The 14,163-nt window shown below is 69.6% G+C and carries 14 protein-coding genes; 5 read left to right on the top strand and 9 right to left on the bottom strand.

What is annotated here, in order from left to right; genetic code table 11:
* Positions 1-87: 87 nt before the first annotated feature.
* The 4 genes from ACQP00_RS19445 to ACQP00_RS19430 form a co-directional block, all read right to left on the bottom strand.
* Positions 88-1,836 carry a SulP family inorganic anion transporter gene (locus tag ACQP00_RS19445; protein ID WP_433221036.1) on the bottom strand — a complete coding sequence of 583 codons (1,749 nt, stop codon included), beginning with the start codon at positions 1,834-1,836 and terminating at the stop codon, positions 88-90.
* On the bottom strand, positions 1,833-2,168 hold the full coding sequence (locus ACQP00_RS19440) for an ArsR/SmtB family transcription factor (RefSeq protein ID WP_433221034.1): 336 nt from the start codon (positions 2,166-2,168) through the stop codon (positions 1,833-1,835). Before ACQP00_RS19440 ends, ACQP00_RS19445 begins: the two co-directional genes overlap by 4 nt.
* A 196-nt stretch (positions 2,169-2,364) precedes the next feature.
* Positions 2,365-2,673 carry a transcriptional regulator gene (locus tag ACQP00_RS19435; protein ID WP_433221032.1) on the bottom strand — a complete coding sequence of 103 codons (309 nt, stop codon included), beginning with the start codon at positions 2,671-2,673 and terminating at the stop codon, positions 2,365-2,367.
* Positions 2,627-4,177, bottom strand: a complete 1,551-nt coding sequence (locus tag ACQP00_RS19430; protein ID WP_433221030.1) for an NAD(P)-dependent malic enzyme — start codon at positions 4,175-4,177, stop codon at positions 2,627-2,629. Before ACQP00_RS19430 ends, ACQP00_RS19435 begins: the two co-directional genes overlap by 47 nt.
* Before the next feature lie 275 nt (positions 4,178-4,452).
* Here ACQP00_RS19430 and ACQP00_RS19425 point away from each other — a divergent pair, with 275 nt between their 5' ends.
* Positions 4,453-4,770 (top strand): ArsR/SmtB family transcription factor, encoded by a 318-nt coding sequence (locus ACQP00_RS19425; protein WP_433221028.1) that lies wholly within the window; start codon positions 4,453-4,455, stop codon positions 4,768-4,770.
* A 196-nt stretch (positions 4,771-4,966) separates the two neighbouring features.
* Positions 4,967-5,149 (top strand): hypothetical protein, encoded by a 183-nt coding sequence (locus ACQP00_RS19420; protein WP_433221026.1) that lies wholly within the window; start codon positions 4,967-4,969, stop codon positions 5,147-5,149.
* Between the two features lie 25 nt (positions 5,150-5,174).
* On the opposite strand, the gene ACQP00_RS19415 is transcribed toward ACQP00_RS19420, so the two are convergent.
* A complete protein-coding gene (locus tag ACQP00_RS19415) occupies positions 5,175-5,519 on the bottom strand; it encodes a hypothetical protein (RefSeq protein WP_433221024.1) in 345 nt (114 codons plus the stop codon).
* A gap of 377 nt (positions 5,520-5,896) precedes the next feature.
* Between ACQP00_RS19415 and ACQP00_RS19410 the strand changes: the two genes are divergently transcribed.
* Together ACQP00_RS19410 and ACQP00_RS19405 are read left to right on the top strand one after the other, a co-directional pair.
* On the top strand, positions 5,897-6,280 hold the full coding sequence (locus ACQP00_RS19410; protein WP_433221022.1) for a hypothetical protein: 384 nt from the start codon (positions 5,897-5,899) through the stop codon (positions 6,278-6,280).
* A gap of 11 nt (positions 6,281-6,291) precedes the next feature.
* On the top strand, positions 6,292-6,573 hold the full coding sequence (locus ACQP00_RS19405) for a hypothetical protein (protein WP_433221020.1): 282 nt from the start codon (positions 6,292-6,294) through the stop codon (positions 6,571-6,573).
* Positions 6,574-6,672: 99 nt separating this feature from the next.
* Here ACQP00_RS19405 and ACQP00_RS19400 read toward each other — a convergent pair whose 3' ends face one another.
* Positions 6,673-6,831, bottom strand: coding sequence for a hypothetical protein (locus ACQP00_RS19400; RefSeq protein WP_433224391.1), 159 nt, complete (start codon positions 6,829-6,831; stop codon positions 6,673-6,675).
* On the opposite strand from ACQP00_RS19400, the gene ACQP00_RS19395 reads away from it, so the two are divergent.
* The gene (locus ACQP00_RS19395) at positions 6,790-6,972 is read left to right on the top strand and encodes a Fic family protein (RefSeq protein WP_433223897.1); all 183 of its coding nucleotides are present in this window, start codon (positions 6,790-6,792) and stop codon (positions 6,970-6,972) included. The two genes, ACQP00_RS19400 and ACQP00_RS19395, sit on opposite strands and share 42 nt — an antisense overlap.
* A 1,074-nt stretch (positions 6,973-8,046) precedes the next feature.
* Here ACQP00_RS19395 and ACQP00_RS19390 read toward each other — a convergent pair.
* From ACQP00_RS19390 to ACQP00_RS19380, 3 genes are read right to left on the bottom strand one after another with little or no spacing between them, the layout of a single operon-like run.
* Complete coding sequence (locus ACQP00_RS19390; protein ID WP_433221018.1) at positions 8,047-9,234, bottom strand: ROK family protein; 1,188 nt, start codon at positions 9,232-9,234, stop codon at positions 8,047-8,049.
* Positions 9,235-9,265: 31 nt separating this feature from the next.
* Complete coding sequence (locus ACQP00_RS19385) at positions 9,266-11,515, bottom strand: DUF4832 domain-containing protein (protein ID WP_433221016.1); 2,250 nt, start codon at positions 11,513-11,515, stop codon at positions 9,266-9,268.
* Positions 11,515-14,130: a fibronectin type III domain-containing protein gene (locus ACQP00_RS19380; protein ID WP_433221014.1), complete on the bottom strand. Its 2,616-nt coding sequence runs from the start codon at positions 14,128-14,130 to the stop codon at positions 11,515-11,517. The genes ACQP00_RS19385 and ACQP00_RS19380 overlap by 1 nt, the downstream gene beginning before the upstream one ends.
* Positions 14,131-14,163: the final 33 nt, after the last annotated feature.

Genomic DNA, 14,163 nt, shown 5'->3' with positions numbered 1-14,163 from the left:
CAGCGCCACTGCGACTGCTAGAAGCGATCCAGCCTGCAGCCACTCGCCAGCATGCGCTCCGGGGGCTGGCGGTTGAAAGGGGCCGGTCTATGGCTGTGATCGGCGCGTCGCGGCGCCGCTGGCGGTGCCGCTGTGTCCGGCGCCGTCGGGCGGCGGCGGGTCGTTGACAGTGTGGTGCAGGACGTGGGTGCGGGCGTACTTGATGGCGGTGGGGGTGTCGGGGAAGACCCGGCCGTCGCGGCGCAGCTGTTCGGCGACGCCGAGGGTGTTCAGGATCTCTTCGTGGCCGGGCGCGATGCCGGACAGCAGCACGGTGATGTCGCGGCGTTGCAGGCGGTTGATGGCGTCGCCGAGCACGTGTGCGCCGGTCGCGTCGACGGTCGAGACCCGTGACATGCGCAGGATGACCACTCGCACGTCGGCGATCTCGGACAGTTGCAGCAGGAATCGGTGGGCAGCGGCAAAGAACAGGGGCCCGTCGAGGCGGTAGGCGACGATGTGTTCAGCGAGCAGCGCGTGTTCCTCGGCGCTGTGGTCGCCGCTCTCCAGGGGGACCGGTTCGATGCGGGCGGTGCGGGCGACCGCACGCAGCGCCAGTACGACCGCGACGCCGATCCCGATCGCCACGGCGGTGACCAGGTCGAAGGCGACGGTGACGGCGAAGGTGAGGATAAGCACCAGCGCGTCGCCGCGGGTGGAGCGGGCCAAGGCGAGCAGGGATCCGGCCTCGACCATGCGCACGGTGGTGGCCAGCAGAACCCCGGCCAGCGCGGCGAGGGGTATCCGTCCGACCAGCGGCCCGGCGGCGAGCACGATGACGGCCAGAGCGACGGCGTGGGTGAGTGAGGCGAGTTTCGAGCGGGCGCCAGCGCGCACGTTGACTGCGGTCCGGGCGATCGCCGCGGTGGCGGGGATGCCGCCGAATACGGGCGCGGCGAGGTTGGCCAGTCCTTGCCCGAACAGTTCCCGGTCCGGGTCGTGGTGTTCGTTGACGCTCATCGCGTCGGCGACGGTGGCCGACAGCAGACTCTCCAACGCGGCCAGCGCAGCGACCGCGCCCGCGGCGGGGAGCAGCATCCGCACGGCGTGCACGTCGAGGAACCCCAGCGTCGGGCTCGGCACACCGGCGGGCAGGGACCCGATCCGCGCCAGGCCGATCGGGGCGGTCTCGGCTACCGCCGTCGCGGCGGCCACGCCGAGCAGGGAGAACGGCACACCGGGGCGCCACCGCGCCCCGAGCAGCATCAGCGCCGCGACGCCCACGGCCACCGCGATGGGGGCCGGGTGAGGGTGGCGCGCGAAGCGGGCGACCGCGTCGGCGGCCACCGACCACACCTTGTCACCGTGCGCGCCCACGACGCCGAGAGCGGCCGGTAGCTGCTGCAACGCGATGACCACGGCGATCCCGGCGGTGAATCCCTCGATCACCGGTGTGGGCAGGTACCGCACGTAGCGGCCGAGGCGAGCTGCCGCCAGCGCGATGAGGATTACCCCGGCCATCGCGCCGACCATCAGCACTCCGGAGGCGCCGAACTGGGCGATGACTGGTACCAGCACCACCGTCATCGCGCCGGTGGGTCCGGACACCTGCAGGTTCGAGCCGCCGAAGATGGCGGCGATCGCACCGGCGACGACCGCGGTGACCAGGCCGGCCTGCGCGCCCATGCCGGAGGTGACCCCGAACGCCAACGCTAGCGGCAAGGCCACCACGGCCACCGTCAGCCCGGCGAGCAGGTCCGCGCGCGGTGCGCGGCGGACCGCCGTGAGGTCGCTGCGCTGAGGCAGCAGGCCGGTGAACCTGATGCCCAGCGACCGGGTCGCCTGCGCGAGGCTCACTGCTGCCCTGCGCTGCGCAGCTGCGCCAACAGTTCGTCGCGGTCGGTCAGCAGGCTACCGAGGATGCGCCGGCCGGCGGCCAGCAGATCCGCCACGTCCGGGGTGCTCAACGCGTACACCACCAGCGATCCCTCCCGTGACGACGACACCATGCCGGCTTGACGTAGGACCGCGAGCTGCTGCGACAGATTCGACGGCTCCACCTCGATCGAGGTGAGCAGCTCCCGCACGGGCTTCGGCCCGTCCTGCAGCAACTCCAGCACCCTGATGCGTACTGGATGGCCCAAGGTGCGAAACAGCTCGGCCTTGGCCTGGTACAGCGGCACCGTCATGCCTGCCTCCATCCCAATTCCCCCACTCACGCCATCTGGGACGCCGACATCATGACTTTCAGAGATTAGCAATTCAGCAACCTTTGGGAAGGGTAAGGCAACGATGGGGTGGGCGTCCCGCCCTTGGCCGACGGGACGCCCGGACGCCGGCCAACCCATCGGAGGGGGAAGACGGAGGGCCGGCAACCGCGACCGGTCAGGGCGACGCCCGTTGCGGCGCGGAAGACCGCACGTCCTCGGCAGGTCGGCCCGCCCGCCCGCCGAGGATCCTGGCGACGATCTCGCGGGCCGGCGTCAGCGGGGCGGCCACCTGGGCGCGGGTCACCATGTAGCACACCGTGGAGCCATCCTTACGGGATGCCACGAGGTTCGCCCGCCGCGACATCGCCAGGCGCTGCGACAGATTCGGCGCCTCGATCCCCACCGCCGCCGCCAGCTCGGCCTCCGCCTGCTCCCGCTCACCGAGCAGCGCCAGCGCCCGAATCTGGACCGGATGCCCCAGCATCGTGAACAACTCGGCCTCGAGCTGGAACAGCGGCTGACTCGTCACAACGCCGCCGCGCCATCGGCTGAACCATCCGGAACCGGCCTTCCGTGCGGGTTCTGCCCGGATCGGCGCCGGGACGCCTCCACCGCGGCGACCGCCGCCGCCACCGTCGGCACGACCCGAGCGTCCAGCACGTCCGGCAGCAAACGGTCGCCGACAACCGGTCCTCGCCCACCAGCCCGGCCACGACGTCCGCGGCGGCCAGCAGCATCGCGGTGCTGATCCGTGGGGCGCGGGCGTTGATCGCACCGCGCAGCAAGCCCGGCAGCACCACGGCGTCGGTGAGCTGGTTGGCAGCGTTCGGCCGGCGGGTTGCGAGCACCGCAGCCAGCCCGGCCAGGTGTGGCTGCCGGATCTTCGACTGCGATTCGGCCAGGGTGAACACGATCGGGCCGGGGGCCATCGCCGCCAGCAGTTCGCGGCTGAGCGCTGCTGAGCGGCTCAGTCCGAGCACCGCGTCGGCGCCGTGCAGCGCCTGCTCCAGTCCGCCGCGCACCCGCCGCGGATTGGTGTGCTCGGCCAGCCATACCTCGTGCGCGGGCAGCGGGCCGCCCGCCGCGGCGCACAGCACCCCGCCCGGCGTCCACACCAGCACATCACCGGCCCCGCTGCGCAGCAGCAGCCGGGTGAGCGCCGTACCGACCACGCCCGCACCGAGCACGGCGATCCGCGCACCGCGCAGCTGCTTGCCGACCACCCGCAGCGCATTGCGCAGCGCCGCCAACACCACCACCACCGTGGCGTGTTCCGGGTCGTGCAGTACCGGAATGTCGAGCTGGTCCTGGAGCCGCCGCCGTACCTCGATGCAGCGTGGCGCGGCGACGCCGTCCAGGTTGATACCGCCAAACATCGGCGCCAGCGCCAGCACCACCGTGGCCAACTCCTCAGCACTGGTCGCCGACAGGCACACCGGCACCGCGTCGATGCCGGCCAGTTGCGCAAAGAGCGCCGACTTGGCTTCCATCACCGACAGTGCCGCCAGCGGACCCACGTCACCCAGCCCGAGCACGGCGGTCCCGTCGCTGACCACCGCCACCCGGTTGAGCCGACCGGTCACGACGTCGGCGACCGCCGGCTCGGCGGCGATCCGCGCCGCCAGGCGTGCCACCCCGGAGCCATGCACCAGCACCACGTCCTCGGCCGTGGACACCGGCGTCCGCGGGCGCACCTGGATGCGCCCACCCACCGACATCGCCCACAACCGGTCCGCACAGCCCAGCACCTGACCGCGGCGGCGGCCTGCCAGCTGCAGCAACCGCCGCAGCGACGCCTCATCATCCACCCGCACCAGCAGCCGCCGTTGATCCGCCGACGGCGATGACAACGGCTCTACACCCCACCCCGGCTCCAGGAAGTCCAGTACTGCACCGGGGACGTCGCCGGGCGTGGCACGCATCGTCAGCACGGCCGCGAAGGCCGGATCACCTCCCGGCCGCGCCCACCCCTCGGATGCCGTTTCCATAAGTTGCCAACTTTAGCAAATGGACATCTGCTGCGGGAGCCGACGCTGCGATTCCATCGATCGAAGGGCCGCAGCGGGACCTGACTGCCCGGACGGCCGGCATCGGCCGTCCGGCTGGCGTCGTCCCCCGCGTTGTGACTCCCGCCACAGCTGCTCAGCTCCTGGTCATCTGCCGAAGTGAAGAGGTCTTCAATTGCGATATCGATGCTGAAGGATACAGGACCGTCCCGCTATATCAGACAAAAGCGGCGTTTTTCCGCACACTGGGTCACCCGGTGCGAATCCGAGTCCTGGAGCTGCTGGGAGACGGTCCGGTGCCCGTGCGGGATCTGCTCGCACACATCGACATCGAGGCATCCAGCCTGTCCCAGCAATTAGCGGTACTGCGCCGGGCCGGGATCGTGATCTCCACCCGGGAAGCCGGCACAGTGCGGTACGCCCTAGCCGGACCGGACGTGGCTGACCTGATGCGCGCCGCCCGCAGCTTCCTCACCCAAATCCTCGCCGGGCAGGCCGAACTGCTCGACGAACTGCGTGAGGACCCCCTCGCGTCGACCCCTACCGGACCGCCGGGGCAGCGGGTCGCCGCGTGAACCGCTCCGCCCACCCGCACAACCCCGTCGCCGCGACCCGACGGCAGGCGCCCCGCCCTGCACACCCTGGTGTCCGGATCCCGATCAGGAGAGTGGCAAAACCGATGCCTATCGCCCAGCGCACAGCCTGGGACGCCTACCTCACCATCACCTACGGCTCCTGCCGGCGCTGCACGACCCGGACGCGACCGACACGGTGCTCAACGCCCACCTGGGCGCAACCGCAAAGCGGATCCTGCGCTACGCGCCGCTGTGGGGCGAACACGGGCCGATGCTGCTCAGCGCCCTGCACAGCGTGGTCCGCCTGCATCGGGCAGGCGAACACGGCGACCTTGGCATCCCGATCCGGATCATCTGCTACCGGCGCCTCGCCACTTGATCATTCTGTTAGGAGTTCTAAGCCGCTACTCCGCTTCGGCAAACGCTGCGGCAGTCCTCGCGAGCGCCTCCGCCCGCATCTTCGAGCCCGCAATGATCGGCGCCAACGCCCACTCAAGCGACACCGAGCCACCTTTCTCATCCGGCAGCAGCAGCGCGGGAGCGAGGCCCGGAAAGCCCGGCGGCGGCAGGACCACTTCGCAGTCCTCGAAGCCGGGGATGCATGACGGGCCGCCGTCCCACATGGCCAGAAGCCGCCGGTAGCGATCCCGGCAGTCCACAAGCTCAGCCTCAACAAGCTGACTCACCGTCATACCGTGCGCTCGCGCGATTCGTCCGAGATCACGCCACAGATCATCATCGAGCCGCACACTCCGACTCTCCTTCGGCCCGCCCTCACGCGGCGGACGACCACGACCACGACCGGTGAAGTCCACCGAATAAACGGAGCACATATAATATGAGGGGGCTCGATGGGGTGATCGAGCACGGCGGGGGTGGTAGGCGTTGGCGTTGCCCACCAGCATCGCCCACCGGCCCGCACCGGCCCCGCGTGGTGGCCATGATCAATTCCCGGACTATGCATCACATGGGCACGGCGGCCTTCGTCCAACCGAACCCGAACCCGACCCGGCCCGGCCCGGCGGCAGCCTTCAGCCGTCGAGGGCGACACACCCGGCCGGTGATAATCAGCCGAGCGCGCCCCAGAGTCGAACACCACCCGCCGTCGGCCACGCTGCCGACGAGGTTGCGCGCGACCGACTTCGACCAAACCATGCTGGACGATCCGTCCAACACCCACACGAGTCCCCTTATCGCCATGCTGGCGCCGTTCATCGTCGCGGTCATCGGCCGGGCGAAGTCCTGGTCGCCGGCGTCGGTGCGTGCGCTCGCGCCAGCAGGTCCGCTCGGAGGAACGCGGCCGGCACGCGGCGAAGGACACCTCCCAGGCCGACGTCCGGAACGTGAAGCCCGGGTGGCTGCCGCCGGGCGTCGTGCGAAGACCGCCCTGGTGTGCCCGGAGCCGCCGCGCCGGGACGAGCCGGTGATGTGGACGCCAGGAACGGCGGCCACGAAAGTCACCCTCGGATGGTTCAGGCAGGTGATGGCCACCATGTTCAACGCTCGCTAGGCTTCGCAGCCATGACGAGCTACCACGGCGTCGCCACCCTCATCCTCGCCAGCGGCGAGCGGGCGTCGGGCCGTGTCAGCGCCACCACGGGCACGCGCGGCGGCATCGAGACCTGGTCGGCGGCGTTCGCTCCCGACGATCCGGCGATCGACGTCCTCAACGCCTCCGACGACTGCCAGCTCGAACTCCCCGACGGCCGGACCGGCAACGTGGTCATCGCCAGCACCGGCAACCTGCTCGGCGGGACGACAGTGCGACTCACCCTGACCGGGTCCGGCCCGGCCCCGTTCTAATCCGCTACCATCGGCGGCGCGGCCCGCGCCACAGCAGGCCGACCAACGTTTAGCCCCGCCTCGGTCCTTCGGGATCGGGGCGAGGCTCGTTTTGTCGTGTCAGACGAGCCGATGCGGACCGATCTCGCCTCGCTCGACCGGTGGTTGCAGCAGGGACGTGACCGCCCGCTTCGCCACGATGGCCAAACTCCCCACGATGACGGCGATGGCGCCGACATGGCCTTCCCGTTGGCGATGATCAAAGCGATGCTTGCCCACCTCTACCTCGCCTGGATCCACCCCTTCGGGGACGGGAACGGCCGGACCGCCCGCCTGATCGAGTCCCAGCTGCTCCTACAGGCCGGAGTGCCCGTGCCGGCAGCCAACGTGGCAGCCACGCCAGCTACGACCCACCGCTGATTCGGTTTCTTGCACGAGCGCAGCAGCGGCGCCAGCGCGACGAGGCCGGCGGCGGCGATCGGGTAGGTGCCCGGCCCGGGACGCCGACCGCTGTGGTCTGGGCGTCGGCGAGCCACAGCAGCAGCGTGGCGCGCCAGCGGCGCGACTGGGATACGCCACTCACGCTCTTCGAGCCAGCCCGACAATCCGGCCTCAAGCCGGACCATCCTGGCCTGGGCACGAGTGCTGCAGGTCTGCCGGAGCTCGTGGTACTCGTCGCCGCGGAAGTACCACACCGGGCCGCCGACGTGGTACACCTTCTGCCGGTCGAAGACCAATCCCACGGTTGATACTAACGGCGCGTCATCAAGAAGCCCAGGCCGTTAAGAGTGGCCTCGGTTAGGCAGACCGCCGGGTCGCCGCCCGAGTGCGTCGTGAAGGCCCAGAGCTGACCACTCCACACAATCGAGTCGAGCCCGGTCGCGAGCGGAAATCGCCGCGACGTGTTGGGGAACCTTTTGCGGTCGGGAGCGATCGCAAAAGTGTGTCAGCAAACCCCGATATGTCCGGATGTTCGACTGGCCGAAGCAGCGGCTTGGGCACCGGCACGGCCGACGCCATAGGCGCAGGATGTCGCGGCAGAAATGCGGGATTAGGCTGCACGACGGTCAAGGTATCGGCCGGGCGCCGCCGACACGCCGGTTCATGCTGAATCCGACCTCAACCGGCCAGGAGAGGATTGAGCCGCAAACAGGCGCGGCCTATGCCTCCGTGTTAGGACGGCATCCTGGGCCGCCACCTGCTACGAGCTCCCGGAAGCTTCGGTACCGGTCCTGAGTGGACACCTCCCATTCTGTAGTTCGGGCGTCAAGGGCTCAACCAAACGACCGTCTGTCACCCTTCCGAGGGCTGCCGCTACGCCGGTTGAGACCGTACTCCCGACTGGCTGCGCTATCGGTATGTGCACACGCTTCCGGCGTATGCGCTGGAAGCTGGGTCAAATCCCCCTTCAACACGCGGCGCCAAGAGACACCCGACGTTCATATGGAATGCAACTTCACCTCTCGTTGCTCCCTCGGGCCGGATATCGAGCGCTCAGTCGCGGCGAGGGGCAACCGGGGCGCTCAGGCCGGCCGTGAACAGCCGGCGGTCGACCTCGTTCAGGGCCAGTCGCAGCGCACCCAGCGCGACGCTGTCCGCGCCCAGGGTGGAGGCGCGCACGTCCGGCATGCGCAGGCACAGCTTGGCCAGTTCGCGACGCAGCGGCTCGAGGACCAGGTCGGCCGAGCGGGAGAAACCGCCGCCGAACACGACGACCTGCGGGTCCAACGCGAGGACGAGTGCTGCGGTACCGATGGCCAGGTCTTTGACGTAGCGGTGCACGGCCGTCCGGGCGTCGCGGTTGCCGTCGCGGGCGGCGTTGAAGACCCACGCCGCGGCATCGTCCGGGTTCACCGTGGCCGGGACACCGGGGCACCGCTGCAGGTGTTCCGGCGCGGTCAGCCACCGCACCGCCCGCAACGCGCCGATCTCGCCCGCCGCTCCCCCGTACCCTCGGCGCAGTACACCGTCGATGATCAGGCCGGCGCCGTTTCGCATGCCGGCCAGGAGGAACACGATGTCGTTGGCGTCACTCGCCACGCCCTGCCAGCGTTCGGCCAGGGCGGCGAGCTTGCAGTCGTTCTCGACCACGATCGGGCAGGTGAAGCGGTCGCTGAGGTGGGCGCCGAGGTCGACGGTCTGCCAGCCGGGCAGCGGGGTGAACAGGGTGGTCTTGCCGCTGGCGTCGACCGGGCCGGTGACGCCGACCGAGACGGCCCAGATGTCGTCGGCGGTCTTGTCGCCCTCGTGGAGGACCTCGGCGAGGACCTGGTCGAGGGCGCGGAGCCGCTCGGTGGGGCCGGCGTCGGCGTCGACGGAGCGGCGGGCGGTCTGGATGACGTTGCCGTCGAGGTCGGCGAGCAGGGCGAGGATCTTGTGGCCGCCGACGTCGACGCCGATGACGTGGCCGGCGGTCGCTCGGAAGCGGTAGCGGCGGGCCGGGCGGCCCACGACGCTGCTGGCGCCCGGCTCGACGATGGTGGCCCAGCCGCCGGTGACGAGGCCCTGGGCGATCACGTCGACCGCGGGGCGGGACAGGCCGGTGAGCTTGGCGAGCTCGGTGACGGTGGCCGGGGGCTGGTCCCGCAGCGCCCGGACCACCGTCAGTGAGTTGAGCTCACGCAGCCGCGACAGGTCGGTTCCGGTGATGACCTGATCCGCCACGGTCTGCCCCTCCAGCACGAGCCAATATTGCTATGGACTTTACAAAGTACTATTGGAACGCGATGCTGTCGACGGTGATCGTGCTGTTACCGCCGTACCAGAACCCGAGCGCCAGCTGGGACGGGCTGGCCCGGTTGATGCCGTTCGCGACCATCGGGACCTTGATGTCCTGATACGACGCCGTGATGGCCGGGTGGCCCCCGCCGTCCAGAACGAAATCCCCAAATACCTTGGTGGTACCACCGATGCTGAGGCTGAAGTGCGCCTGCTCTCCCCCGCTCGCACCCTTGACGCGCACCACGAGGTACGTGTAGCCGGACACGTCCTGGCCGACGTCGGAGCCGAACCAGCCGCAGTTGTTGTACTGCAGGGCGAGCGCCCCGCCGGACACCACGCCGTTGCCGCTGCCGTTGAGGAAGCAGTTGCCGCCCGTCCACCGGCCGAGGTCGTTCTTGGCCGCGGATGGATAGGCCGGGGTGCCGTCGAAGTCGTCGAGCACCAGGCCGGTCGGTGGCGGCTGGGTGGGTTGCGTCAGGGTCACGGTCACCGAATTGCTGGACGGTGAGTCGTAACCGGCCGCGTCCCGGGCCGTGACGGTGTAGCTGTGCGTCCCGTACGGCACGTTGGTGTCCGTGTAGCTCGTCCCGGTCGGGGATGCCACCAGGGCACCGTCGCGGTACAGGCGGTACCCGGTGACGCCGACGTTGTCCGTCGCGCCGGTCCAGGTGAGCGGGACCGACTGGCCGTTCACGGTGCCCGCGGACAGTGTCGAAGCCGTCGGTGGCGTGCAGTCGCCGGTGCAGGTGCCGACGGTGACCGCGTTGGCGAGCACGTTGAAGCCCTTGGCCGCGTCCCACGTGCCGGTGTTGGCCAGTCGCACCGAGTAGGCGGCGTTGCCGCGCAGCCCGGTGGCCTGATCCGGCAGCCACAGCGCCAGCTTGTACGAACCGGACGCCATCGCCGGCAGGGTCACCGTCTGCGTCGGGACCGTGACCGCGCCGGACTTCCAGGTGCGCGGATCCAGGCCGGTCAGCTGCACGTTGTACCGGTTGGTGCCGTTGTCGAACACGAGGTACACCGGCCGCGGTTTGATGATGCCGGCGTAGCCGTCGTTGACCAGGTGCGCGGAGAACGTGAACCCGGAGCCGGGCGCGGCGGCGTTGGTGAAGGTCGCGTCGGCCAGCCGCAGCCGGTAGCCCAGCTTCCGCTGAATCCGGTGGTACAGGGTCTCGGCCGGATCGGCGCCTGATGCGGCCGTGTTCACGTTTTTCCAGAGGTCGGTGTTGACCGCCGCGTAGTCGGCGTTGATCTCCGTCCAGTGCTGGTGCGACAGCTCGTACTGCGCGTTCACACCCGCCGTGTCGTTGCCGCCGCTCGCGTTGCACGTCTCGCCGCCGACGATCTTGTTGCCGCCGGTCGAGGTGACGTAGTCGTACACCCACTGCTTCTTCTGGGCGACGTCGAACCAGCCGAGCCAGGAGTTCTGGTCGTACGTCCCCATGTCGGCCGAGTCCGCAAGGAAGCAGTCGTCGTGGAAGCCGAGCCGGTCGAACTCGGCCGTGGTGAGCAGGCAGTTGTTCGGCAGCGTGCACCCGGCCGGCGGCGAGGTGCGCTGGGCGAACTCGTAGTTGAAGATGGGGTACCGGATCGCGACCGGAATCGAGGCCGGGGTACTGCTGAGGAGCTTCTTGACCAGCCGGTAGCGGACCGGTGCCTGGCTTTCCTCCGAGGAGGCGGTGTAGGGGCTCGAGTGCCACTCACCCCAGGCGCCGAAGAAGCCGGCCTCGAGATGCATGATGACGTCCGCGTTTGCGGCCAGCACCGGGGCGAGCTGGTCGATGTGGCGTTCCATCTGCGGTTCGGTGACGGCCGAGTAGCCGTCCCACACGTACGCGGTCCGCAGCACGATCTTCAGCCCCTGGGCCCGGATCGCGGCCAGGCCGGTCCCCAGGTTGTCCAGCAGCGCCTGCGGCAGGTCCGTGGTCTGGTACTTGTCGAGGTGCAGGTACGAGTGGATGAGCGTGTTGCCGTCGGCCTTGGCCCGGGCGAAGGTGCGGTCGAGCATGTCCGGGTTGAAGCCGGGGATGGTGTTGCTGGCGTAGTCGTTGACGGACGGGTCGTTGATGATCTCGTACCGGTTGTGGAAGCCGCGTTCCGGGTTGGTGAACACCGTGGCGTAGTCGCCGGTGTACGTGGCGGTGGTGGTGGCGGCCTGGGCGGGGAGTGCCGGGCCGAGCAGGGAGAGGGCCAGGACGGCCGCCGCCACGGCGGCCGCCCGGACTCGTTGGATGGGTCGCATCAGTTGCTGAAGGAGAAGCTGTCGATGGAGATGGTGCTGTTGCCGCCGTACCAGAAACCCATCGCGAGCTGCGCGGGGCTGGTGCGGCTGATCCCGTTGGCGGCCATCGGGATCTTGATGTCCTGGTAAGCGGTGGTGACCGAAGGGTGCCCGCCGCCGTCCAGAACGAAGTCACCAAAGACTTTCGTCGTCCCGCCGAGGCTCAGGTTGAAGTGCGCCTGTTCCCCGCCGGCGTTGCCCTTGATGCGCACGACGAGGTAGGTGTACGCCGACACGTCCTGGTTGACATCGGAGCCGAACCAGCCGCAGTTGTTGTACTGCAGGACGAGCGCCCCGCCGGTGACGGCGCCGCTGCCGCCGCCGTTGAGGAAGCAGTTGCCGCCGGTCCACTTGCCGAGGTCGTTCAGGTTCGATGACGGGTAGGCGGGTGTGCCGTTGTAGTCATCGAGGACGAGGCCGGTGGGTGTGCTCGAACCGGACGTCGTCACGGTGATGGATGACGAGTCCGCCGATGTGTTCCCGGCCGCGTCGTAGGCCCGCACGGTGTAGGTGTAGGCGGTGGATGCGGTGAGCCCGGTGTCGGTGTAGGACGTGCCGGTGGCGGTGCCGACCTGGGTGCCGCCCCGCATCACCTTGTAGCCGGCCACGCCCACGTTGTCGGTGGCCGCGTTCCAGCTCAGCGACACGCTGCTGGACGTCTTCGACGGCGAGGTGAGTCCATTGGGGACGGTCGGCGGTGACGTGTCGGAGGACCCGGCCGACGTGGTCACCGACAGCGCCGACGACGACGCCGAGGTGTTGCCGGCGGCGTCATAGGCCTGGACGGTGTACGAGTAGGCCGTCGATGCGGTCAGGCCGGTGTCGGTGTACGACGTGCCGGTCGCGGTGCCGACCTGGGTGCCGCCCCGCAGCACCTTGTAGCCGGCCACGCCCACGTTGTCGGTGGAGGCGTTCCAGCTCAGCGAGACGCTGGTGGCGGTCTTCGACGGCGAGGTGAGGCCGGTCGGGGTCGACGGGGCGGTGGTGTCGGCGGTGCCGCCGCCGACGCCGATGGAGCCGAGGCCGAGCCAGCCGTCCGCGTTCTGGGTGGCGTTGCCGAACCGCAGCTTCTTCGCGGCGGGGCTCAGCGCTTCGAGCGGGTTGCGGACCTTCAGCACCAACTGGTAGCTGCCGTTGGCCACGCCGGTCAGGCTGACGTTGGATTGGAAGTACTGCGGGTAGCCGAAGTCGCGGTACGTCGGGTCGGCGCCCACGTTCCAGTCCGGGAACGCGCGGACCTTCAGGGGCTGCACCGTGCGCAGGTCCCAGGGGGTGTCCCAGGTCTTGACGACGGTACCGGCGGAATTCTTGAGACCCAGTTGGACTGTCCACGGGTAATAGAACGGGGCGACGCCGTTGTTGGTGAGCGAGACGCCGATGTTCGCCGACCCGGTGACGCTGTTGCTGTAGTAGGCGTGGGTCGCGGACAGGTCGTAGCCCATGAGCCGCACGGCCGCGGCCACGTTGGGGTCGTCGGACGCGTAGCTCTGGCTGGTCTGGTTGATCTTCCAGGTGGTGTGTTCGAGCTCGATGCAGGCCTTCATGTTGTCGACCTGGCCGGAGCCGCCGGGCCACGAGGTGAACGCCGAGGACTGGATTTCGGGGCGCACCTCGCCGCCCATGGAGTCGGTGACCCACTTGTTCTCGACGCCCATGTTGAGGGCGCGCTGGAGCTGGGCGTAGTCGGCGCCGCCGAGGGACTGGGGCAGGGTGACGCCCTTGAGGGGGCTGCCTTCCTTGTAGCAGAACGAGTCGTCGTGGTACCCGATGTCGCGCGCGTTCGCCGCCCCGCCGGCCGAGTCCGGGTAGCGGATCTCGAGCTTGGTGGTGTTGAAGGCGTTGTCGAACGCGGCGACGATCTGGGCGGCGTGCGCGTCGGTCGGCATCAGGTTCGGGTAGCCGTCGGCGGTGTCGGTGTCGAAGGGCCAGGTGTGCCATTCGCCCCACAGGCCGACGATGCCGAGGTTGATGAAGCCGATGCGCGGGTCGCCGTCGTAGCGGGCGCCGAACGCGGCGATGAAGTTGGTGACGGCGGAGAGCAGGTAGGCGCTGTCGTAGTCGGGGCTGACGGTGCCCCAGAAGGTGTTGTTGCGGTACGTGACATGTCCGTCGAAACAGTGCGGGATGGCGTTGCCGGGGTGGCTGCCGGTGCCGCCAGGGTACTCCATGTAGAACCGGATGGCGGCCTGGTTGCCGTATGAGGCGATCTCGTTGAGGGCGTTGTCCACGATGGACCAGTTGTAGGTGCCGCAGTCGGTGGCGCTGGTCATCACCTCGGACAGGCCGAAGTAGCTCCAGGCGAGCGAGCGCGGGTAGCCGGAGTTCTGGTTGTCGCCCGGGAAGTAGAAGCGGGCGAAGCCCTTGAGCGGGTTGTCCAGGGGGCTCGGGGCGGCGGTGAGCGGGTGGTCGGTCAGGCTCGGGCTCGGTGACGCCGGCGGGGCGGGCCGAGCGGGCGGTCCGGCCGGCACCGGCGTGAACGCGCTGGCGGTGTGGGGTGCGAAGACCAGCACGGCACTGGCGGCGACCGTGCAGAGTGCGACGGCGCGGGCGAGGCGCTGCCGCAGGGGTGTGCGCATGGATCGACCTCCGGGTTCAGGGGGCGGAGTGCT

This window comes from Dactylosporangium sp. CS-047395 (assembly GCF_050942185.1).
Lineage (GTDB): Bacteria > Actinomycetota > Actinomycetes > Mycobacteriales > Micromonosporaceae > Dactylosporangium.
Note: the sequence above shows the minus strand (reverse complement) of the source record. Positions and strands in the feature narration are given on the sequence as shown.

Bases quoted from the DNA above. Each gene is read 5' to 3' on its own strand.
- ACQP00_RS19440 (WP_433221034.1), bottom strand. From the start codon at position 2,168: ATGACGGTGCCGCTGTACCAGGCCAAGGCCGAGCTGTTTCGCACCTTG.
- ACQP00_RS19435 (WP_433221032.1), bottom strand. From the start codon at position 2,673: ATGCTGGGGCATCCGGTCCAGATTCGGGCGCTGGCGCTGCTCGGTGAG.
- ACQP00_RS19430 (WP_433221030.1), bottom strand. From the start codon at position 4,177: ATGGAAACGGCATCCGAGGGGTGGGCGCGGCCGGGAGGTGATCCGGCC.
- ACQP00_RS19405 (WP_433221020.1), top strand. From the start codon at position 6,292: ATGACGAGCTACCACGGCGTCGCCACCCTCATCCTCGCCAGCGGCGAG.
- ACQP00_RS19395 (WP_433223897.1), top strand. From the start codon at position 6,790: ATGGCCTTCCCGTTGGCGATGATCAAAGCGATGCTTGCCCACCTCTAC.
- ACQP00_RS19385 (WP_433221016.1), bottom strand. From the start codon at position 11,515: ATGCGACCCATCCAACGAGTCCGGGCGGCCGCCGTGGCGGCGGCCGTC.
- ACQP00_RS19380 (WP_433221014.1), bottom strand. From the start codon at position 14,130: ATGCGCACACCCCTGCGGCAGCGCCTCGCCCGCGCCGTCGCACTCTGC.